Consider the following 19,976-nt stretch of genomic DNA (forward strand, 5'->3'; position numbering starts at 1 on the left):
CCGTGGGGCCACGGCAACTCGCTCGAGTGGGCCACGTCCAGCCCGCCCCCGCTCCGCAACTTCGACCGCATGCCCCGGATCCGCTCCGAGCGGCCGGCATTCGACGAGAAGTTCCCGGAGTTGGCGGCCGGCCACTCGCTCGCGGGCCCGCCGGAGGGTGGCGCTCGCCCCCTCAGCGCGGAATCCGACGGCGGTGCGACCTACCAGGAAGACGTCGCGTCTGATCGCGATCGCTGACCGTACTACCTGATCGGCCCGCACTCCTGTGGAGTGCGGGCCGTTTGGTTTTCCTCCTCACCGTGCGGACCGTCTCGTTCTCCTCACCGTGCGGGCCGTCTCGTTTTCCGCACCGTGCGGGCCGTCTCGTTTTCCCTTCACCGTGCGGGCCGTCTCGTTTTCCCTTCACCGTGCGGGCCGTCTCGTTTTCCCTTCACCGTGCGGGGCGTCCGGTTCGCGTTCGGGGTGGTGGAACTCATTCGCTTTATGTCGTACCCCCACGGCAGGATGAGTCGCGGAGGTCAGGATCGACATGTTGCTCACGCCTTACCGCGAAACACTCGCGTTGCCGAAGATTCCCTCGTTGCTGGTGGTCGCCACGCTGGCCCGCATCCCCATCGCGGCCGCGACTGTTGTGCTCACCCTGCACGTGGTCACCGACCTCGGCCGGGGCTATGGCGCCGCCGGTCTGGTCGGCGCCGCGGCGACGATCGGCGGTTCCTTCGGTGCTCCGGTGATGGGCCGCCTCGTCGACCGCCGCGGCCTGCGCCCGGTGCTGGTGCTGACCACCGTCGCCGAGGTCATCTACTGGCTGGTGGCGCAGTCCCTGCCCTATTGGGCCCTGCTCCCGGTCGCCGCGATCGGCGGCTTCCTGGCCCTTCCCGCTTTCTCGGTGGCCCGCCAGTCGATCGCCGCACTGACCCCCGAGTCCCATCGGCTGCCCGCCTTCGCCCTCGACTCGATCACCACCGAGATGTCGTTCATGGCCGGGCCCGCACTCGGTGTGATCATCGCCACCACCGCGGGCACCCGCACCGCCATGGTCGCGCTGGCCGCCGGCATCTTCCTCGCCGGTCTCGGCCTGTGGCTGCTCAACCCGCCGACCCGCGCCGCCCACGAGGCCCCGGTCAGCAGCGGCGAGCGGGTGCCACGAAGCAGCTGGCTCAAGCCCCGCTTCGTCGCCATCCTCGCCGTGACGATGGCCGCCACCCTGGTCCTCTCCGGCACCGACGTCGCCGTGGTCGCCGTGCTGCGCGACTCCGGCCAGGTCGCCTGGACCGGCGCCGTGCTCTCGCTCTGGGCCCTGTTCTCGCTCATCGGCGGCTTCGCCTACGGCACGGTCCGCCGCGGCGTCCCCGCCCTGGCCCTCTTCGCCCCCATGGCCCTGCTCACCATCCCGGTCGGCCTCGGCGGCAACCACTGGTGGCTGCTCGCCCTGCTCCTCATCCCGGCCGGCGCCCTCTGCGCCCCCACCATCACCGCCAGCTCCGACGCCATCAGCCGCATGATCCCCGCCGCAGCCCGCGGCGAAGCCATGGGCCTGCACAACTCAGCCCTGACCGTCGGCGTAGCCCTGGGCGGCCCGATAGCCGGCCTAGCCATCGACACGTTCGGCCCAGCCTGGGGCTTCACCGCCGTCGGCACCGTAGGCCTCCTCGTAGCCCTCCTGGTCCTCCCCGCCGAACTCCGCCGCCGCCGCGACACCCCACCCCTCCCTCCCACTTCCCCGCTCTCTCCCACTTCCCCGCTCTCTCCCACTCCCGCCGCCGCCTCCCTGTCCTCTCCCACTCCCGCCGCCACCTCGCTGTCCGCCGCCGAGCCTTCCCCCTCCGCCGCTGCACCGGTCACCCCACCGGCACCGCCCGCCGCCGACGAGGCGCCGCCCACTGCACCCGCCGACGAGGCGCCGCCCACTGCACCCGCCGACCCGGCTCGCGCGGACGTGCGCCTTCCGTCCTGACCTCCGACGCTCGACGGCCCGGCCCATGCTGGCCAGCCCATCCGGCTGGCTGTCAGTGCCGTCTCGCGCGCTCTGAAGCAGCACCCACAGCCAGCCGGATCTTCGCGGCTGGTCCCCAGTGCTGTGTGCGCAGGGCGGAGGGAGCACTCACGGCCAGCTGGATGCTCGGCTGGTGTTCAGGGGGCCTTTTTGTGGTCCGAGGCACCGCTGACGGCCAGCTGAGTGATTCGGCTGGTGTTCAGGGGGCTTTTTCGCGGCCCGAGGCACCGCTGACGGCCAGCTGAGTGATTCGGCTGGTGCTCAGGGGGCTTTTTCGCGGCCCGAGGCACCGCTGACGGCCAGCTGGGTGGTTGGGCTGGTGCTCAGAGGGGTCGCGGGCCAACAGGGCGACCATGCCGAGCGGTTCGCCGTCGTGGAAGACGCCGAGGGCCAGCTGCCAGTTGGTGGCGCTCCACTCGGACAGGGCGTGCCAGTGGCCGCGGAGCACGAAGCGCGCCCGGTCGGTGGGGGAGACGGAGTTCGAGTCGGGGGGTGCGGATGGTGAGACCGTACGGTGGCCAGAGGTCGACGAGTCGGGACATCCGGTCAGAATTGCAGAAATATCAAGTGCGCGCGGACCCGGCGCCGTGAGACTGATCAGCGCGCAGAGATCGATTCCCGCGCGGTAGGGATGCCCGCGCGGCGCGGCCAATCCCCGCGCGGCGCGATCGATCCCCGCGCGGCGCGATCGGTCCCCGGGCGGCGCGATCGGTCCCCGGGCGGCGCGATCAGTCCCCGGGCGGCGCGATCAGTCCCCGCGCGGGGGGAGGGGCGGTGGCCCGCCAAGGGAGGGATCAGGCGTCGACGACCGGCTCGCCGGTTGTGGTGACTGAGGCGGCGTGGAGTTGTTCGAGGGCGGCGTCCGTTGTTGCCCGGGCCACACCTGCGGTGAGCTCCAGCAGGACCGTTGTGGCGAAGCCGTTCGACGCGGCGTCGAGCGCAGTAGCCCGTACGCAATGGTCTGTCGCTATGCCCACGACCTCGACCTCGGTCACTCCCCGGCCCCGCAACCAGCCGGCGAGGGTTTCGCCTGCCTCGGTGTGGCCCTCGAAGCCGGAGTAGGCGGCCTGATGAGCGCCCTTGTGGAAGATCGCCTCGATGCGGTCGGTGACCAGTTCGGGGTGGAAGTCGGCGCCCGTGGAACCGACCACGCAGTGCGCCGGCCAGGAGTTGACGAAGTCGGGGTGGGCGCTGAAGTGCGCGCCCGGGTCCACGTGATAGTCCTTCGTGGCGACGACGTGGTCCCACCGCTCGCCCGCTTTGTCCAGTACCAGGGAGATGCCCTTGGCGACGGCGGCACCACCGGCGACCGGCAGGGAGCCCCCTTCGCAGAAGTCGTTCTGTACGTCGACGATGATCAGCGCGCGGGTCATGGGAACGGAACCCCTCAGGCGGTGGGAACGATGACGACGGGGATGGCGGGATCGCCCGCGGAGAGCTTGAGCCCCTCCCACGGGATGGAGATCAGGCACTGCCGCAGGTGGTCGCGGGACTCGGCGAGGGTGGGCCCGGCCAGCACCTCGCCGTCGGCCACGTAACCGTGCTGCAGCATGCGGTCGTTGGGCTGGTGGTCGGGGACGCCCTGGGAGTAGATGATCTCCTCGGTGGCGGTGCCGGTGGGCTTGTGCCGGCGGACCGCGGTCTTGCGGCCGCCGACGGTGGCCTTGTTCTCGGAGCGCTTGACGACCGGGCGCCCGTCGACCTCGACCAGCTTGTAGACCAGGCCCGCGGTGGGCGCTCCGGAGCCGGTGACCACGGCGGTGCCGGCGCCGTACATGTCGACGGGCTCGGCGGCGAGGGTGGCGATCGAGTACTCGTCCATGTCGCCGGAGACGATGATCTTGGTTTCGGTGGCGCCGAGGGAGTCGAGCAGCTCCCGGGACTGCTGGGCCAGGACGGACAGGTCGCCGGAGTCGATGCGCACGGCGCGCAGGTCCGGGCCGGCGACGGCGATGGCGTTGCGGATGCCCTGACTGATGTCGTACGTGTCGACGAGCAGGGTGGTGTTCTTGCCGAGCGCGGCCACCTGGGAGCCGAAGGCGGTCGGCTCGTCGTCGTGCAGCAGCGTGAACGCGTGCGCCGACGTGCCGGTGGTCGGAATCCCGAAGGCGCGCCCGGCCGCGAGGTTCGACGTCGAGGCGAAACCGGCCAGGTACGCGGCGCGGGCGGCGGCGACCGCGGCGTGCTCGTGGGTGCGCCGGGAGCCCATCTCGATGATCGGCCGGCCGCGGGCGGCGGTCACCATCCGGGCGGCCGCCGCGGCGATGGCGCTGTCGTGGTTGAGCACCGACAGGATCAGCGTCTCCAGCACCACGCACTCGGCGAACCCGCCGGAGATGGTCAGGATCGGCGACCCGGGGAAGAACAGCTCACCCTCGAGGTAACCCTCGACGTCACCGGTGAAACGGTAGTTGACCAGCCAATTCGCGGTGGTCTCGTCGACCACGCCGGCCGAGCGCAGGTGATCGACCTCGGCCTGCTCGAACCGGAAGTTGCGGATCAGCTCGATCAGGCGGCCGGTGCCGGCGACCACGCCGTAGCGCCGGCCGGTAGGCAGCCTGCGGGTGAAGACCTCGAAGACGCAGCGCCGGTCGGCGGTGCCGTCCTTCAGCGCGGCGCTGATCATGGTCAGCTCGTAGTGGTCCGTCATCAGGGCCGGCGCGATGGTCTCCACAGACCTACCCTATTGCGCCCGGCGCCAAGGTGCGGCCTCCGGCCTGGAGGAAGTGGTCTTGACCTGCGGTTCGGTGCTCCGGTTCACCGGTTCGCCGAAACCGGTGGCACCATGGGGGGCATGGCGTTGCCTCAGGTTGCTCCCGTCGAGACGCCGGAGATCGAGGAAGTACCGGCCGAGGACCGGCCGTGGGTGACCATCGTCTGGGACGACCCGGTCAACCTCATGTCGTATGTGACGTGGGTCTTCCAGAAGCTCTTCGGATACAGCAAGGAAAAAGCCGAACTGCTGATGATGGATGTGCACACCAAAGGCAAAGCGGTGGTCTCCTCCGGTGCCCGCGAGCGCATGGAGATGGACGCCAACCAACTGCACGGATACGGTCTCTGGGCGACTGTGGACCGAGCCTGACTTAGCGGGTGGGGAATAGCATGTTCCGACGCAGCGGCGGCCATTGTGTGGCCACCTTCGCGTACGACGAGGTGCGTGTTCTGCGCAAGGTGGCCGCTGAGGTGGTCGGTTTGCTGACCGACGGCATGGACCACACCGATCCGGTGGTGTCCCGCCTGTTTCCGGACACCTATCCGGATTGCCCGGAGGACTCGGCGGAGTTTCGGCTCTACACCGAGGGCGACCTCATGACCAGCAAGATCGATCAGGCGGGCGCGATCCTCGCGGCCCTGCCCGACGAGGGCGAGGGTGAGGTACGCCTGGACGGTGAGGCCGCCGAGGCCTGGCTCCGGGCGATCAACGACGCCCGCCTCGCGATGGGCACCCGCCTCGACATCCAGGCTGACACCGACCTGGCCGACGAGCTGGACGAGGCGGTTCTCGAGGATCCCGGGTCGAGCCGGGTCTTCCAGCTCTCGGTCTACGCGTATCTGGGGTATCTCCAGGAGTCGCTGCTCAATGCACTGCCCGAGATCAAGTAACCGGCGGTGTGGGCACTGCCACGCCCGGGTAGCGGAAATCTCACGGTAATGTGAACGACGTGCTGACCATCGACCGCACGATCGTCGACGCGATCGTCGCCCACGCCCGCCGGGATCACCCGGACGAGGCCTGCGGCGTCGTCGCCGGCCCGATCGGCAGTGACGTGCCGGCCCGGCACATCCCGATGGACAACGCCGCGCGCTCGATGACCTTCTACGAGTTCGACTCGATGGAGCACCTGAGGGTCTGGCGCGAGATGGACGACCTCGACGAGGAGCCGGTGGTCATCTACCACTCGCACACCGCGACCGAGGCGTATCCGTCCCGGACGGACATCTCGTTCGCCGGCGAGCCGAACGCGCACTACCTGCTCGTCTCGACCCGCGAGCCGGATTCCGACGAGATCCGGTCGTTCCGTATCGTGGACGGTGTGGTGACCGAAGAAGAGGTCAACATCGTGGATGCGACCGTGAAGGCGTGAGTATGAGTGCCGTGCAGTCGTTCATGTTCGGGCAGAGCCCGGCGTCGGTCTTCTACGAGTGTCGCTGCCGCTGAGGCAAGCGACCCGATTCGACCGACCCCAGCCCGTTCAGTACGACGTCTTTAGGAGCATGACAGTCATGGCTATCGAAGTCCGCGTTCCCACCATCCTGCGCAACTACACCGGCGGCTCCAAGGTCGTCGAGGGCGCCGGTGACACCCTCACCGCCCTGATCGACGACCTGGACGGCAAGCACAACGGCCTCAAGGGCCGGCTGATCACCCCCGAGGGTGGCCTGCACCGCTTCGTGAACATCTACGTGAACGACGAGGACGTCCGCTTCCTGGGCGCGCTGGACGCGAAGCTCAAGGACGGCGACTCGATCACGATCCTCCCGGCCGTGGCCGGTGGCGCGCTCGGCTTCGCGGCGGCGGCCGCCCTGCTCGGGGTTTAAGACTCATGGCTCGCTACGAGAGCCTGCTCGACGCGTGCGGGGGCACGCCGCTCGTCGGCCTGCCCCGCCTCTCACCGGCGGTGCCCGAGGGGGCGCCGCCGGTGCGGTTGTGGGCCAAGCTCGAGGACCGGAATCCGACCGGCAGCATCAAGGACCGCGCCGCGCTGTTCATGGTGCGTGAGGCCGAGGAGTCCGGGCATCTGCGTCCCGGTGACACCATCCTGGAGCCGACGAGCGGCAACACCGGTATCGCGCTGGCGATGGTGGCCAAGCTGCGCGGATACCGGCTGGTCTGCGTGATGCCGGAGAACGTCTCGGGCGAGCGCGTCCAGATCCTCCGGATGTACGGCGCGGAGATCATTTTCTCGCCGGCCGCCGGCGGTTCCAACCAGGCGGTGGCGACCGCCAAGCAGATCGCCGCCGAGCATCCCGACTGGAAGATGCTGTTCCAGTACGGCAATCCGGCGAACGCCCGCGCGCACTTCGAGACCACCGGCCCCGAGCTGCTGCACGACCTGCCCACGATCACGCACTTCGTGGCGGGGCTGGGCACCACCGGCACGCTGATGGGTACCGGCCGGTTCCTCAAGGAGAAGGTCGAGGGCATTCAGATCGTCGCGGCCGAGCCGCGTTACGGCGAGCTGGTGTACGGGCTACGCAACATCGACGAGGGCTACGTGCCCGAACTCTACGACGCTTCGGTGCTGGATCGCCGCTTCTCGGTGGGTACGCGGGATGCCGTCCTGCGTACCCGTCAGCTGGTCGAGGTCGAAGGCATCTTCGCCGGCTTCTCCAGCGGCGCGATCCTGCACGCCGCGCTCGCCGTGGCGCACGAGGCGGTCAAGGCCGGCAAGCGCGCCGAGGTCGCGTTCGTGATCGCCGACGGCGGCTGGAAATACCTGTCGACCGGCGCGTACGGCGGCACGCTCAACGACGCCGAAGAAGCCCTCGAAGGCCAGCTCTGGGCCTAGCGCGACTTAATGAGCCGTTTTCAACGGGGCGAGGGCCTCGGCTGCCGGCGCCGGACAACGGCCCGGCAGCTTCGGGCCCGATGTCAGGTTGAAAATTGCTCAATAGGCCAGGGCGACCAGAACCGCGCCGGCCATCGGCGGAGCGGCCGCCAGCATCAGCAGCCAGGGCAGCTTGCGCTGATGTACGGCAAGGAAGGCGGCCGCCGCCGGCGCGACGCTGAGCAGGGTCAGCAATGCCAGCACCGGCAGGTACCAGCCGGGCGCTCCACCGAAGACCGCGACGACGGCATAGAGGCCGACACCGACACCGGTCATGCCGAGCACAGTTCCATAGAGGGCCATGCCGAACATCCGCCGGGCGCTGGGCGCCGGATCGTCGGGTGCCGGGAAGCGGAGCGCCGACGGTTCTTCGGAACTCCACGGCACGATTGACGTGTTTTCCGAGGGCGCTGTTCGGGTAGTGCGGGCCTGTTCGACCGCGGTCACGTCGCCTCCATCAGATGATCTCCGAGGTACTACCCTGTGCAACGCGAACAGGTCACTCGGCGTGACGGCGGAATCGGTGATGACCGAGGTCACGACGGCTGTGATGTGCGTTGTCGATTTAGCGACAAATCGATCAGTTGTTTACGTTGAGCGCTGGTCGGGGCGTACGCTTCGCTGCGTGATTGACTGGTCTGACAAGTCCAGCGCGGACCGGTCCGGCGGGGCGTGGACGACTCGGTGGTGGACGACTTGGTGTTTGTCGACTCGGTGTTGGGCTACCCCGTGTTGTTCGACCCGATGTGAGTCAGAGGGACCCGCATGCGACTAACCGTTCTCGGTTGTGCCGGCAGTTTCCCCGGCCCCGAGTCGGCGTGTTCGGCCTATCTCGTCGAGGCCGAGGGGTACCGGCTCCTGATCGATTTCGGCTCGGGTTCGCTGTCAGCACTTCAGCGTTACTCCGATATGCGCAAGGTCGACGCGATTCTTCTCACTCACCTGCACTGCGACCACATGATGGACGCATGCACCTACGTCGTGGTCCGCCGTTACGACCCGGCCGGCTCGCTGCCGCCGGTGCCGGTCTATGCGCCGCTGGGCGCCGCCGAGCGGATCGCGGCCGCCTACAGCACCGAGGGCGAGCCCGTCGACGACGTCTACACCTTTTACGGGCTTCAGCCGGGTACGTTTCCGATCGGCCCGCTCACCGTCACCGTCGATCGCGTCAACCATCCCGTCGAGACGTACGGGGTGCGCATCGAGCACAACGGCCGCGTCCTGGCGTACTCGTCGGACACCGCGCCGTGCGAGGCCCTGCTGCGGCTGGCGGCGGGCGCGGATCTGTTCCTGTGTGAGGCGAGTTACCTTGATGGGGTGCCCAACCCTCCCGACCTGCACCTGACCGGCGGTGAGGCCGGCGAGGCGGCCACCAAGGCGGACGTGGGGCGGCTCCTGTTGACGCATCTCGTCCCCGCCTGGGCCAGTGAGGCCTCTATTGTGGAGGCGGCCTCTGCCGCGTACGCGGGACCGGTGGAAGTCGTCCGACCCGGCGCCAGATACGATCTCTGAGCCGGTACGGGGGCGGGATCGGCTGAAGCACCGATGCACCACGTGTCGTGATCTTGGAGTTGTTGCATGCGCATCGTTCGCCTCGCCAACTTCGTCACGGTCCACACCGGCGGCTTGCGCACCGCGCTCCGGCAACTCGGCCGTGGTTATCAGCGTGCCGGACACGAGGCGATCCTGGTGATTCCTGGCCGCCGTTACTCCGACAAGGTGACCAAACAGGGCCGTGTCATCACCCTGCCGAGTGCACCGCTACCCCGGACCGGTGGTTACCGCGTCCTGGCCGGCCGGCGCGAGCTGGCCAAGTTGCTGGACAGTCTGGAGCCGGACCGCATCGAGGTCTCCGACCGCACCACGCTGCGCTGGACCGGCACCTGGGCGCGGCAGCGGGGCGTTCGCTCGATGATGGTCTCCCACGAGAGCCTGGCCGGCATGCTCGGTGTCTGGGGCATGCCGAAGCGGGACGCCCTCGCCGACCGGTTCAACCAGCGGACCGCCGAGGCGTTCGACACCATCGTCTGCACCACCTCGTTCGCGGCCGCCGAGTTCCGCCGTCTCGACGTGCCCAATCTGGTCGAGGTCCCGCTCGGCGTCGACCTGGACGTCTTCCACCCGAGCCGGATGGACGTCGGGGTCCGCTCCCGGTACGCCCGCCCCGACGAGATGCTCGTCGTCTACGCCAGCCGGCTCTCCGCGGCGAAACGGCCCGAGCTGGCCGTCGACGCGGTCGCCGCGCTGCGTAACGGCAAGGTGCCGGCGGTCCTGGTGATGGCCGGTGACGGCACCCGGCGTACCTCCCTGGCGTACCGGGCGGCCCGCCTGCCGGTCCGCTTCGCCGGGCACATCGCCGACCGTTCCGCCGTGGCAGCCCTGCTGGCCAGCGCGGACGTGACGCTCTCACCCGGACCGGTCGAGACGTTCGGCCTCGCCGCGCTGGAGTCGCTGGCCTGCGGCACCCCGGTGGTGGTGAACGAGCAGAGTGCCCTGCCGGAGGTGGTCGGTGAGGCCGGTGTGGCGGTTCCGGGCACCGCTGAGGGCTTCGCCGAGGCGGTGACCAGCCTGATGGAGCGGCCGCGCGTCGAGCGGCGTGCCGCGGCCCGGGCCCGCGCCGAGAACTTCGGCTGGCAGCGGTCGGTCCACGGTTTCCTGGCGGCACACGGAGCGTTTCCGGCGCAGGAGGCGGTCGGTCTGCTGCGCCCGGCGGTTCCACGCAGCAGGAGACCCGGGGCGGACGAAGCGGGCGCAACGCGTTACGCATAGGGTTGAGGGCATGGCGCGACCCGACGGCCGGACGGCCGACCAGCTCCGGCCCGTGACCCTGACCCGGCACTGGAGCATCCACCCCGAAGGCTCGGTGCTTGTGGAGTTCGGCAACACCCGCGTGCTCTGCACGGCGAGCGTCACCGAGGGGGTGCCGCGCTGGCGCAAGGGCTCGGGCCTCGGCTGGGTGACCGCTGAGTATGCGATGCTCCCGCGCGCCACCAACACCCGTGGCGACCGGGAGAGTGTCAAGGGCAAGGTCGGCGGGCGTACGCAGGAGATCTCCCGCCTGATCGGCCGGAGCCTGCGAGCCTGCATCGACCTGAAGTCCCTCGGGGAGAACTCGATCGTCCTCGACTGCGACGTGCTCCAGGCCGACGGCGGCACCCGTACCGCTGCCATCACCGGGGCCTATGTCGCGCTGCACGACGCGGTGAGCTGGCTCGCGGCGCGCAAGTCGCTGGCCGGCAAGGTGGAGAAGGTGCTGCACACCTCGATCCAGGCGGTGAGCGTCGGGATCATCGACGGTGAGCCGCGGCTCGATCTGAACTACGACGAGGACGTCACCGCCGAGGTCGACATGAACGTGGTGTGCACCGGCACCGGTGACTTCGTCGAGGTGCAGGGCACCGGGGAGAACGGTGTGTTCCGCCGGGCACAGATGGACGCGATGCTCGACCTCGGGGTGCTGGGGTGCACCGAGCTGGCCGCCGTCCAGCAGAAGGCTCTCGCCTCATGAGCGGCCGGCTCCTGCTGGCCACCGGTAACAAGAAGAAGCTCGCCGAGCTCCAGCGCATCCTGGACGCCGCCCTCGGCGTGCGCCAGGTGGAGCTGGTCGGCCTGGGCGACTTCCCGGGATATCCGGACGTGCCGGAGACCGGCCTGACGTTCGGCGAGAACGCGCTGATCAAGGCCCGGGAGGGCGCTAAACGTACCGGGCTGCCGACGGTGGCCGACGACTCGGGGATCGCGGTGAACGCGCTGAACGGCATGCCGGGCGTGTTCAGTGCCCGCTGGTCCGGCGGGCACGGCGACGACCAGGCGAACCTCGACCTGCTGCTGGCCCAGATCAGCGACGTGAGCGACGAGCAGCGCGGCGGTGCCTTCGTCTGCGCCGCGGCCCTGGTGCTGCCGAACGGCCGGGAGCACCTGGTCGAGGAGCGGCAGGCCGGGCGGCTGCTGCGGTCACGGCGGGGTGCGGGCGGTTTCGGCTACGACCCGATCTTCGTGGGTGAGGGCCAGGAGCGTACGAACGCGGAGCTCAGCCCGGCGGAGAAGGACGCGATCAGCCACCGGGGCAAGGCGTTTCGCGAGCTGGCCAAGGTCATCGCCAAGGAGCTGCCCCGCTGATACCGGGCGCGGCCGCGGATCGAGAGCCGGAGCCCCGCGGATCGAGAGTCAGAGTCTCGCGGATCGGTAGTCGAAGCCTCGCGGATCGGTAGTCCAGGCCTCGCGGATCGGGAGCCGCACCGCGTAGGGTGACTACCGTGCCCGCCTCTCACCTGCTGCCACGACGTGCCGAGAAGATGATCTCGGCCGCGCTGGCGGACACCCGGGTGGTTCTGATCAACGGCGCCCGTCAGTCCGGCAAGAGCACCCTCGTGCGCGTGGTCGCCGGCAACCGGTCGGCGGAGCGCCGCGACCTGGACCGCGAGCAGGACCGGGCCGCCGCTCAGGCCGACCCGACCGGCTTCGTCTCGTTCGGCGACCCGATGGTCATCGACGAGATCCAGCGGGTTCCCGAGCTGCTGCTCGCCATCAAGGTGGCCGTCGACGAGGACCCGCGCCCGGGCCGGTTCCTGCTGACCGGGTCCTCGCGGTTGTTCGGTCTCCGCGGCGCACCGGACGCGCTGCCGGGACGGATGGAGACGGTGGAGCTGTGGCCATTCTCCCAGGGCGAGATCGACGGCACCTCGGACGGTTTCATCGACGCCGTGTTCACCCGGGGCCCGCAGTTGCGGCACGAGTCCACGGTGAGCCGGGCGGACTACGCGGCGCGCATCGTCCGCGGTGGTCTCCCCGAGGCGGTCTCCCGAGCGGACGTGCGGCGCCGCGGCCGGTTCCTCGACGGTTACGTTCAGGGGCTGATCGACCGCGACGCGCAGGAGTTCGCCCGGATCGAGCGGGCGCCCCAGCTGCGTGCGCTGGTGCGGTTGCTGGCGGCGCGCTCCGCGACCCTCATCGCGGCCGGTGCGCTGGAGTCCGAGCTCGGCCTGAGCCGCGCCACCGTCGTGCGTTACCTGCAAGTGCTCGAGGAGATCTTCCTGATCAAAAGGATCCCCGGCTGGTCCCGCAACCTCGGCAGCCGGGTCACCCACGCCCCGAAGCTGGTCTTCGTCGACTCCGGCATCGCCGCGCAGCAGCTCGCCGTCGATCCACATCAGCTTCTGCGGCCGGACCAGCCGTTCGGGCCCCTGCTGGAGGGGTTCGTCATCGCCGAGCTGGCCCGCCAGGCCACCTGGTCGGAGCAGCTCGTCGAGCTTTTCCACTACCGCGACCAGAACAAGGTCGAGGTCGACGTGATCCTGGAGAATCGGCAGCGGCAGGTGGTGGCCATCGAGGTCAAGGCGTCCTCCACGGTCCGGCACGACGACTTCCGCGGCCTGCGGCGGATAGCGGACCGCCTCGGCGACGACCTGATCGCCGGCATCGTCCTCTACACCGGCACCGGCACCCTGCCCTTCGGTGACAAGATGCGAGCAATACCGGTCAGCGCCCTCTGGCAGGCGCAGGCCTGACCCCAGCCCCGGCGATGCCGGTCAGCACCCTCAACCCGCCCGGTGCAGCACCCTCAACCCGCCCGGCGCCGCGGGCTCAACCCAAAACCCCCACCGCGGCCTCGATCTCGCCGAGCAGATCGGGCCCAGGGACCACCGCCCGAGCCTGCTCCAGCACCGGCGCCAGAAACACATCCGGCCCCGGCAGCCCCGCGAACGGCGTCACCGCGGCCACCGCCGCCTGCCCGGCCGGCGACGGCACAAGGGGGGCCCGCAACTGCAGCCCTCGGACAGCCGACAGCAGCTCCACCGCCAGCAGGCTGGTCAGATTGTCCAGAACAGTGCGGAGCTTCTTCGTGGCCGCCCAGCCCATCGACACGTGGTCCTCCTGCATGCCGCTGGTCGGCAGCGAGTCCACCGAGGCCGGCGACGCCAGCCGGCGGTTCTCCGCGACGATCCCGGCCGCCGTGTACTGGGCGATCATCAGCCCCGAGTTCACCCCGGCGTCCGGTGACAGGAACGGCGGCAGCTCGCGGGAGCGGGTCACGTCGAGCAGCCGGTCCACCCGGCGCTCGGCGATCGCGCCCACCTCGGCCGCGGCGATGGCCAGGTAGTCCGCGGCGAAGCCGAGGGGCGCACCGTGGAAGTTGCCCGTCGACTCGACCCGGCCGTCCGGCAGGACCACCGGGTTGTCGACGATCGAGATCAGCTCGCGCCCGGCCACCAGCCGGACGAAGTCGAGGGTGTCGCGGGCCGCGCCGGACACCTGCGGGGCGCAGCGCATCGAGTACGCGTCCTGCACCGCGTGCGCCAGGTCGTCCCGGTGCGAGTCCATGATCGGCGAGTTCTGGAGCAGGCGGTGGATGTTGGCCGCGGAGGCGGCCTGCCCGGGGTGCGGGCGGATGGTGTGCAGCTCCGGCAGGAACGGCCGCTCGGATCCGAGCATCGCCTCGATCGCGCACGCCGCGGTCACGTCGGCCATGGTGAACAGGTGCGCCGCGTCGGCGACGGCCAGCAGCAGCATGCCGAGCATCCCGTCGGTGCCGTTGATCAGCGCCAGGCCCTCCTTGGCGGCCAGCTCCAGCGGCCGGAGGCCGGCACCGTGCAGCGCCTCGGCGGCGGACACCCGGGCACCGTCCTTGCCGAGCACCCACCCCTCGCCGAGCAGCACGATCGCGCAGTGGGCGAGCGGCGCCAGGTCACCGGAGGCGCCCAGCGAGCCGTGCTCCGGCACCCACGGGGTGAGGTCGTTGTTGAGCAGGTCGGCAAGACCCTGGGCGAGCACCGGGCGCACCCCGGAGCGGCCCATCGCCAGCGACCGGACCCGCAGCAGCATCATCGCCCGGACCACCTCACGCGGCATGGGCGCGCCGATGCCGGCGGCGTGCGAGCGGATCAGCGCGTGCTGGAGTTCGGCGCGCCGCTGCGGTGCGATCGAGGTGTTGGCGAGCGCGCCGAAGCCGGTGGAGACGCCGTAGACCGGGCGGCCGGAACTCTCGATGTCGTCGACGATGGCACGGCTGGTGGCCATCGCCTCGACGGCGGCGGGTGCGAGTTCGACGCGGGCGTCGCCGCGGGCGACGGCGACCACGTCGGCGGGGGTGATGCCGGTGGGCTGGACGGTGACGATCATCGGGGGGCTCCGTGCTGCAGGACGTGGCGGATCAGGGGGACACCCGGCCGGTAGGCCAGGTGCAGGTGCGAGGGTGCGTCGAGCACGATCAGGTCGGCGCGGGCGCCGGGGGAGATCCGGCCGAGGTCGGTGCGGCGCAGGGCGGCGGCGCCACCAGCGGTGGCTGCCGTGACAGCTTCGGTCGGGGTCAGACCCATTTCTCGTACGGCGAGCGCGATGCAGAACGGCATGGAGCTCGTGTACGACGAACCGGGGTTGCAGTCGGTCGCCAGCGCCACGGTGGCACCCGCGTCCAGCAGCCGCCGGGCGTCCGGATAGGGCGACCGGGTGGAGAACTCGGCACCGGGGAGCAGCGTGGCCACGGTGTCCGAGCCGGCCAGCGCCTCCACGTCGGCGTCGTCGAGGTGGGTGCAGTGGTCGGCACTCGCCGCACCGAGCTCGACGGCCAGCCGCACTCCGGGCCCCGGTCCGAGCTGGTTGGCGTGCAGGCGCAGGCCCAGGCCGCGTTCCGCACCGGCTTTCAGGATGGCGCGGGCCTGGTCACCGTCGAACGCGCCGCGCTCACAGAAGACATCAACCCATTTCGCGTACGCGGAAACCGCGTCCATCATCTCGCCACGCACCAGGTCGACGTAGTCGTCGGGCCGGTCCTCGAACTCGGCGGGTACCACGTGCGCCCCGAGGAAGGTGGTCTCCTCGGTCAGCTCGCCGGCCACCCGCAGCGACCGGGTCTCGTCGTCGACGGTCAGCCCGTACCCCGACTTGATCTCCAGGGTGGTGGTGCCCTGCCGCAGCGCCTCGCCCGCCAGCCGCCGCGCGTTGCGGCGCAGCTCGTCGTCGCTCGCGGCACGGGTGGCGGTGACCGTGGTACGGATCCCGCCGCCGGTATACGGCTGACCCGCCATCCGCGCACCGAACTCGGCAGCCCGGTCCCCCGCGAAGATCAGGTGCGCGTGGCTGTCCACGAAGCCCGGCAGTACCGCCGCGCCGTCGGCGTCGAGCCGCAGGTCCGCCGCGGGTGCCGCCGAGGCCGCACCGACCCAGACGATCCGGTCGCCGTCGACCACGACCGCGGCGTCCTTCAGGATCTCCGACTCCGGATCGTTGGTGACCAGCTCACCGATGTTCGTGACGACAAGGCTCATGAGATCACCGCTCCGATCGTCTCGGCCAGGGCCCGGGGTACGTCGATGCTCGTGTGCCGGCCGTCCGCCACGATGGTCCGGCCGCCGCTGACCACGTGCGTGATGTCGGCCGTCGTGGCCGCGAAGATCGTCTGGTCGGGCCGGCTGCCGGCGGTCCGTACGCTCGCCAGGCTCACCGCGACCAGGTCGGCGTGCCGGCCGGGCGCGATCTCGCCCGCGTCGTCCCAGCCCAGGGCGCCGTGGTTCGCCGCAGCCGCGAGGAGTCCCGGCACCGCGAAGTGCCCGCGGCTCTCGGCGGCGAGCCGCTCGTTCATCTCCAGCCCGCGCACCTCCTCGAACATGTCGATCACGGCGTGGCTGTCGCTGCCGAGGCTGAGCGGCACCCCGGCGCCGGCCAGCCGGCGGGCCGGTCCGATGCCGTCGGCCAGATCGCGTTCGGTGGTGGGGCAGAGGCAGGCACCCGTCCCGCTGCCGCCGAGCAGTTCGACGTCACCGTCGGTGAGGTGGGTGGCATGCACGACTGTGGTGCCCGGCCCCAGAATCCCGTTGCGGTCGAGCAGTTCGGCGGGTGTGCAGCCGTGCACCGCCCGGCACTGATCGTTCTCGGCCCGCTGCTCGGAGAGGTGGACGTGCAACGGGGCGCGTCCGGTGAGGACGGACAGGGAATCGGCGGGCACTGCCCGTACCGAATGGATTGCGGCACCGGTCCTGGCATGCGGTGCGGCAGCCAGCGCGCCCACCCGCGCGGCCCAGCTCTGCGCGTCGCCGTCACCGAACCGTTCCTGAACGCCCTGCAGGGGCGTGCCGTCGACCTGCGAGGTCAGGTAGAGCGTGTCCAGCAGGGTGATCCGGATACCCGCCTCGGCGGCGGCCTGGATCAGCGCCGCGCCCATCGCGTTCGGGTCGTGGTAACGGGCGCCGCCGGCGGCGTGGTGCAGGTAGTGGAACTCGCCGACACAGGTGATCCCGGCCAGGGCCATCTCGGCGTAGACGGCACGGGCGAGCGCGAGATAGGTGTCCGGTTCGAGGCGGGCGGCGACCGCGTACATCTGCTCCCGCCAGGTCCAGAAGCTGCCCCGCCCACCGTGCGTGCGCCCGCGCAGCGCGCGATGGAAGGCGTGCGAGTGCGCGTTCGCGAGGCCCGGCAGGACCAGGCCGGGCAGGCGCTCGCCCTCGGCTGCCGCACCCGGGGTGACCGCGGTGAACCGGCCGTCGCCCACCTCGATCAGCACATCGCGCTGCACCCGGCCGTCGACCCACGCCTGCTCCGCGAAGAACCTCATGTCAGTTCCTCGAGCACGGTGGCCAGCGCCTCGACGCCGGCCTCGCAGTCGGCGTCGGAGGCGTGCTCGGCGGGGGAGTGCGACACCCCGGTCGGGTTCCGCACGAAGATCATCGCGGTCGGCACGCGGGCGGAGAGCACCCCGGCGTCGTGACCGGCACCGGTCGGCAGGATCGGAGCGCCGCCGAGCAGATCGGCGAGCCGCTTGGCCAGCCCTTCGTCGAAGGCCACCTCGCCGGTCACCGACTCCGGTGTCACGGTCAGCGTGGTGCCGTCCCGGCCGGCCCGCTCGGTCGCCTTCCTCACCAGCGCGTCGACCAGGCGATCCAGGGTGGCGGTGTCCGCGGCGCGGGCGTCCAGCCAGCCGCGGACCAGCGACGGGATGGCGTTCGTGGCGTTCGGCTCGACCTGGACCCGGCCCATCGTCGCGTGCGCGCCGGCGAGCCGGGCCTCCTTGTTGGCGGCGAGGACGGTGAACGCGAAGGTCAGCATCGGGTCGTGCCGGTCGGCCATCCTGGTGGTGCCGGCGTGGTCGCCCACCCCGGCGAAGTCGATCCGCCAGCGGCCGTGCGGCCAGATCGCGCTCGCCACCCCGACCGGTGTCTCCAGCGCGCGGCCCTGCTCGATGTGCAGCTCCACCACCGCCGCCAGGTTGCCGATTCCGGGCACGGCGCCCGCGGGGCGGGCACCGAGAGCCTGACCGAAGGTGATCCCCTCGCGGTCGGTCAGTGCGGCCGCGCGGTCCGGGTCCATCACACCGGTCAGCAGCCTCGACCCCAGGCACGGTACGCCGAACCGGCCGCCCTCCTCCTCGGCGAAGGCCGCGATACCGACCTTCCGGTCCTTACCCACCCGGTCCACGGCGAGGAACGCGCTGACGATCCCGAGCGGTCCGTCATATCCACCTCCGTACGGAACGGAGTCGAAATGCGAACCGGAAAGCACCGTCCCCGGTGCCCACGGTTCGTCCCGCCACGCGAAGAGGTTCCCATTGCCGTCCTCGGTGACCAGCATGTCCCTTCGCGCGGCCTGAGCGCGGAACCAGTCGCGGAGCGTCAGCTCAGGGTGAGTCAATGCGTACCGGAGGTAACCGCCGCCGTCGGTGCGCCCGACCGGCGCGATCTCGGCCCAGAGATCGGTGAAGTCGCTCATCGGCTCATCGGGATCGTCAGGCCGCCGGTGGAGTGCGACTCGTAGCCCGCGTCGACGTGGCGCAGCACGCCCATCGCCGGGTCGTTGGTGAGCACCCGCTCGATCTTCTGCCCGGCCAGTGCGGTGCCGTCGGCCACGCAGACCTGACCGGCGTGGATGCTGCGTCCGATACCGACCCCGCCGCCGTGGTGAATCGACACCCAGCTCGCGCCGGAGGCGGTGTTGACGAGCGCGTTCAGCAGCGGCCAGTCGGCGATCGCGTCGGACCCGTCGAGCATCGCCTCGGTCTCCCGGTAGGGCGAGGCCACCGACCCGGCGTCCAGGTGGTCCCGGCCGATCACGACGGGCGCCTTCAGGTGGCCGCTCGCCACCATCTCGTTGAAGCGGACACCCGCCTTGTCACGCTCGCCGTAGCCGAGCCAGCAGATCCGCGAGGGCAGACCCTGGAAGGCGACCCGCTCCCCGGCCAGCTTGATCCAGCGTGCGAGCGGCTCGTTGTCCGGGAACAGGTCGAGCACCGCGCGGTCGGTGGCGGCGATGTCGGCCGGGTCGCCGGAGAGCGCCGCCCAGCGGAACGGGCCCCTACCCTCGGCGAACAGCGGCCGGATGTAGGCCGGCACGAACCCGGGGAAGTCGAAGGCCCGCTCGTACCCCGCGAGCTTCGCCTCACCGCGGATCGAGTTGCCGTAGTCGAACACCTCGGCACCGGCGTCCTGGAACCCGACCATCGCGGCGACCTGCTTCGCCATGCTCGCGCGGGACCGGTCGGTGAACTCGTCGGGCTTGGTCCGGGCGAGCTCCGGGGCATCGTCGAGCTCCACGCCGACCGGGAGGTAGCTCAACGGGTCGTGCGCGCTGGTCTGATCCGTCACGATGTCGATCTCGACGCCCTTGACCAGCAGTTCCGGGAAGGCGATCGCGGCATTGGCCACCACGCCGACACTAAGCGCTCGCCGCTGGAGTTTTGCCGCGATGGCGATATCCACCGCCTCGTCGAGGCTGTCCGCGACGACGTCGAGGTAACGGGTGTCGACCCGGCGCTGCAGCCGGGTGCGGTCCACGTCGACAACCAGGCAGACCCCACCGTTCATGGTGACCGCCAGCGGCTGCGCCCCGCCCATGCCGCCGCAACCGCCGGTCAGCGTCAGCGTCCCGGCCAGGGTGCCGCCGAACCTCTTCGCGGCGACGGCGGCGAACGTCTCGTAGGTGCCCTGGAGGATGCCCTGGGTGCCGATGTAGATCCAGGAGCCGGCGGTCATCTGGCCGTACATGGTCAGGCCCAGCTGCTCCAGCCGGCGGAACTCCGGCCACGTCGCCCAGTCGCCGACCAGGTTCGAGTTCGCGATCAGCACGCGCGGTGCCCACTCGTGGGTGCGCAGCACACCGACCGGCTTGCCGGACTGGACCAGCAGGGTCTCGTCATCCTTCAGCTCGTCCAGCTCGCGGACGATCGCGTGGAAGGAGCGCCAGTCGCGGGCGGCCCGGCCGGTGCCGCCGTAGACGACGAGATCCTGCGGCCTCTCGGCGACGTCGGGGTCCAGGTTGTTCATCAACATGCGCTTGGCGGCCTCTTGCGGCCAGCCCTTTGCGGTGTACGCGGTACCGCGCGGCGCGCGAATCTCGGACATCATCGTCTCCGCTCTGCGTTTCTCTCTCGTCGTACGCCGGTTCCTGTCAGTCCTGCGCCGTTCCCTGCTTTTCTGGCGGCCTCCGCTGGTTCCGGCGGCTTC

Annotated in this window: 18 protein-coding genes and 2 pseudogenes; 12 read left to right on the forward strand and 8 right to left on the reverse strand. The window is 70.6% G+C overall.

Annotated elements, in window-relative coordinates:
* A pseudogene (locus ACFQV6_RS27905) lies at positions 1-237 on the forward strand (cytochrome ubiquinol oxidase subunit I); the annotation flags it as partial.
* Positions 238-529: 292 nt separating this feature from the next.
* Positions 530-1,957 (forward strand): MFS transporter, encoded by a 1,428-nt coding sequence (locus ACFQV6_RS27910; protein WP_378030571.1) that lies wholly within the window; start codon positions 530-532, stop codon positions 1,955-1,957.
* Between the two features lie 833 nt (positions 1,958-2,790).
* Here ACFQV6_RS27910 and ACFQV6_RS27915 read toward each other — a convergent pair.
* Positions 2,791-3,369 carry a nicotinamidase gene (locus ACFQV6_RS27915; RefSeq protein WP_378030572.1) on the reverse strand — a complete coding sequence of 193 codons (579 nt, stop codon included), beginning with the start codon at positions 3,367-3,369 and terminating at the stop codon, positions 2,791-2,793.
* 14 nt (positions 3,370-3,383) lie between these two features.
* Positions 3,384-4,670: a nicotinate phosphoribosyltransferase gene (locus ACFQV6_RS27920; RefSeq protein ID WP_378030573.1), complete on the reverse strand. Its 1,287-nt coding sequence runs from the start codon at positions 4,668-4,670 to the stop codon at positions 3,384-3,386.
* Positions 4,671-4,790: 120 nt separating this feature from the next.
* Here ACFQV6_RS27920 and clpS point away from each other — a divergent pair, with 120 nt between their 5' ends.
* The 5 genes and pseudogenes from clpS to ACFQV6_RS27945 all read left to right on the forward strand — a co-directional run bounded on the left by clpS (position 4,791) and on the right by ACFQV6_RS27945 (position 7,509).
* Complete coding sequence (clpS, locus tag ACFQV6_RS27925; RefSeq protein WP_378030574.1) at positions 4,791-5,081, forward strand: ATP-dependent Clp protease adapter ClpS; 291 nt, start codon at positions 4,791-4,793, stop codon at positions 5,079-5,081.
* Between the two features lie 20 nt (positions 5,082-5,101).
* On the forward strand, positions 5,102-5,602 hold the full coding sequence (locus ACFQV6_RS27930; RefSeq protein WP_378030575.1) for a DUF2017 domain-containing protein: 501 nt from the start codon (positions 5,102-5,104) through the stop codon (positions 5,600-5,602).
* 59 nt (positions 5,603-5,661) lie between these two features.
* Positions 5,662-6,158: pseudogene (locus tag ACFQV6_RS27935) on the forward strand (Mov34/MPN/PAD-1 family protein).
* 65 nt (positions 6,159-6,223) lie between these two features.
* Positions 6,224-6,538, forward strand: coding sequence for a MoaD family protein (locus ACFQV6_RS27940; protein WP_378030576.1), 315 nt, complete (start codon positions 6,224-6,226; stop codon positions 6,536-6,538).
* Positions 6,539-6,543: 5 nt separating this feature from the next.
* On the forward strand, positions 6,544-7,509 hold the full coding sequence (locus ACFQV6_RS27945; protein ID WP_378030577.1) for a PLP-dependent cysteine synthase family protein: 966 nt from the start codon (positions 6,544-6,546) through the stop codon (positions 7,507-7,509).
* Positions 7,510-7,608: 99 nt separating this feature from the next.
* Here ACFQV6_RS27945 and ACFQV6_RS27950 read toward each other — a convergent pair whose 3' ends face one another.
* Positions 7,609-7,995 carry a hypothetical protein gene (locus ACFQV6_RS27950; protein ID WP_378030578.1) on the reverse strand — a complete coding sequence of 129 codons (387 nt, stop codon included), beginning with the start codon at positions 7,993-7,995 and terminating at the stop codon, positions 7,609-7,611.
* A 318-nt stretch (positions 7,996-8,313) separates the two neighbouring features.
* Between ACFQV6_RS27950 and ACFQV6_RS27955 the strand changes: the two genes are divergently transcribed.
* The 5 genes from ACFQV6_RS27955 to ACFQV6_RS27975 all read left to right on the forward strand — a co-directional run bounded on the left by ACFQV6_RS27955 (position 8,314) and on the right by ACFQV6_RS27975 (position 13,055).
* On the forward strand, positions 8,314-9,060 hold the full coding sequence (locus ACFQV6_RS27955; protein WP_378030579.1) for an MBL fold metallo-hydrolase: 747 nt from the start codon (positions 8,314-8,316) through the stop codon (positions 9,058-9,060).
* Positions 9,061-9,126: 66 nt separating this feature from the next.
* Positions 9,127-10,317, forward strand: coding sequence for a glycosyltransferase (locus tag ACFQV6_RS27960; RefSeq protein ID WP_378030580.1), 1,191 nt, complete (start codon positions 9,127-9,129; stop codon positions 10,315-10,317).
* A 10-nt stretch (positions 10,318-10,327) separates the two neighbouring features.
* Positions 10,328-11,056 carry a ribonuclease PH gene (gene rph, locus ACFQV6_RS27965; protein WP_378030581.1) on the forward strand — a complete coding sequence of 243 codons (729 nt, stop codon included), beginning with the start codon at positions 10,328-10,330 and terminating at the stop codon, positions 11,054-11,056.
* Positions 11,053-11,667, forward strand: coding sequence for an RdgB/HAM1 family non-canonical purine NTP pyrophosphatase (gene rdgB, locus ACFQV6_RS27970; protein ID WP_378030582.1), 615 nt, complete (start codon positions 11,053-11,055; stop codon positions 11,665-11,667). Before rph ends, rdgB begins: the two co-directional genes overlap by 4 nt.
* Positions 11,668-11,843: 176 nt before the next feature.
* The gene (locus ACFQV6_RS27975; RefSeq protein WP_378030714.1) at positions 11,844-13,055 is read left to right on the forward strand and encodes an ATP-binding protein; all 1,212 of its coding nucleotides are present in this window, start codon (positions 11,844-11,846) and stop codon (positions 13,053-13,055) included.
* Between the two features lie 76 nt (positions 13,056-13,131).
* Here the strand turns inward: ACFQV6_RS27975 and hutH are convergent, their stop codons facing one another.
* From hutH to hutU, 5 genes are read right to left on the reverse strand one after another with little or no spacing between them, the layout of a single operon-like run.
* Positions 13,132-14,667 (reverse strand): histidine ammonia-lyase, encoded by a 1,536-nt coding sequence (gene hutH, locus ACFQV6_RS27980; RefSeq protein WP_378030583.1) that lies wholly within the window; start codon positions 14,665-14,667, stop codon positions 13,132-13,134.
* Positions 14,664-15,812: an imidazolonepropionase gene (gene hutI / locus ACFQV6_RS27985; protein WP_378030584.1), complete on the reverse strand. Its 1,149-nt coding sequence runs from the start codon at positions 15,810-15,812 to the stop codon at positions 14,664-14,666. The genes hutH and hutI overlap by 4 nt, the downstream gene beginning before the upstream one ends.
* Positions 15,809-17,095, reverse strand: a complete 1,287-nt coding sequence (locus ACFQV6_RS27990) for a formimidoylglutamate deiminase (RefSeq protein ID WP_378030585.1) — start codon at positions 17,093-17,095, stop codon at positions 15,809-15,811. Before ACFQV6_RS27990 ends, hutI begins: the two co-directional genes overlap by 4 nt.
* Positions 17,092-18,246, reverse strand: a complete 1,155-nt coding sequence (locus tag ACFQV6_RS27995; RefSeq protein WP_378030586.1) for an allantoate amidohydrolase — start codon at positions 18,244-18,246, stop codon at positions 17,092-17,094. Before ACFQV6_RS27995 ends, ACFQV6_RS27990 begins: the two co-directional genes overlap by 4 nt.
* Positions 18,243-19,877: a urocanate hydratase gene (hutU, locus tag ACFQV6_RS28000; protein ID WP_378030587.1), complete on the reverse strand. Its 1,635-nt coding sequence runs from the start codon at positions 19,875-19,877 to the stop codon at positions 18,243-18,245. The genes ACFQV6_RS27995 and hutU overlap by 4 nt, the downstream gene beginning before the upstream one ends.
* Positions 19,878-19,976: the final 99 nt, after the last annotated feature.

Origin of the sequence: Actinoplanes sp. GCM10030250, from assembly GCF_042666575.1 — a bacterium.
In the GTDB taxonomy this organism is placed as follows: Bacteria; Actinomycetota; Actinomycetes; order Mycobacteriales; family Micromonosporaceae; genus Actinoplanes.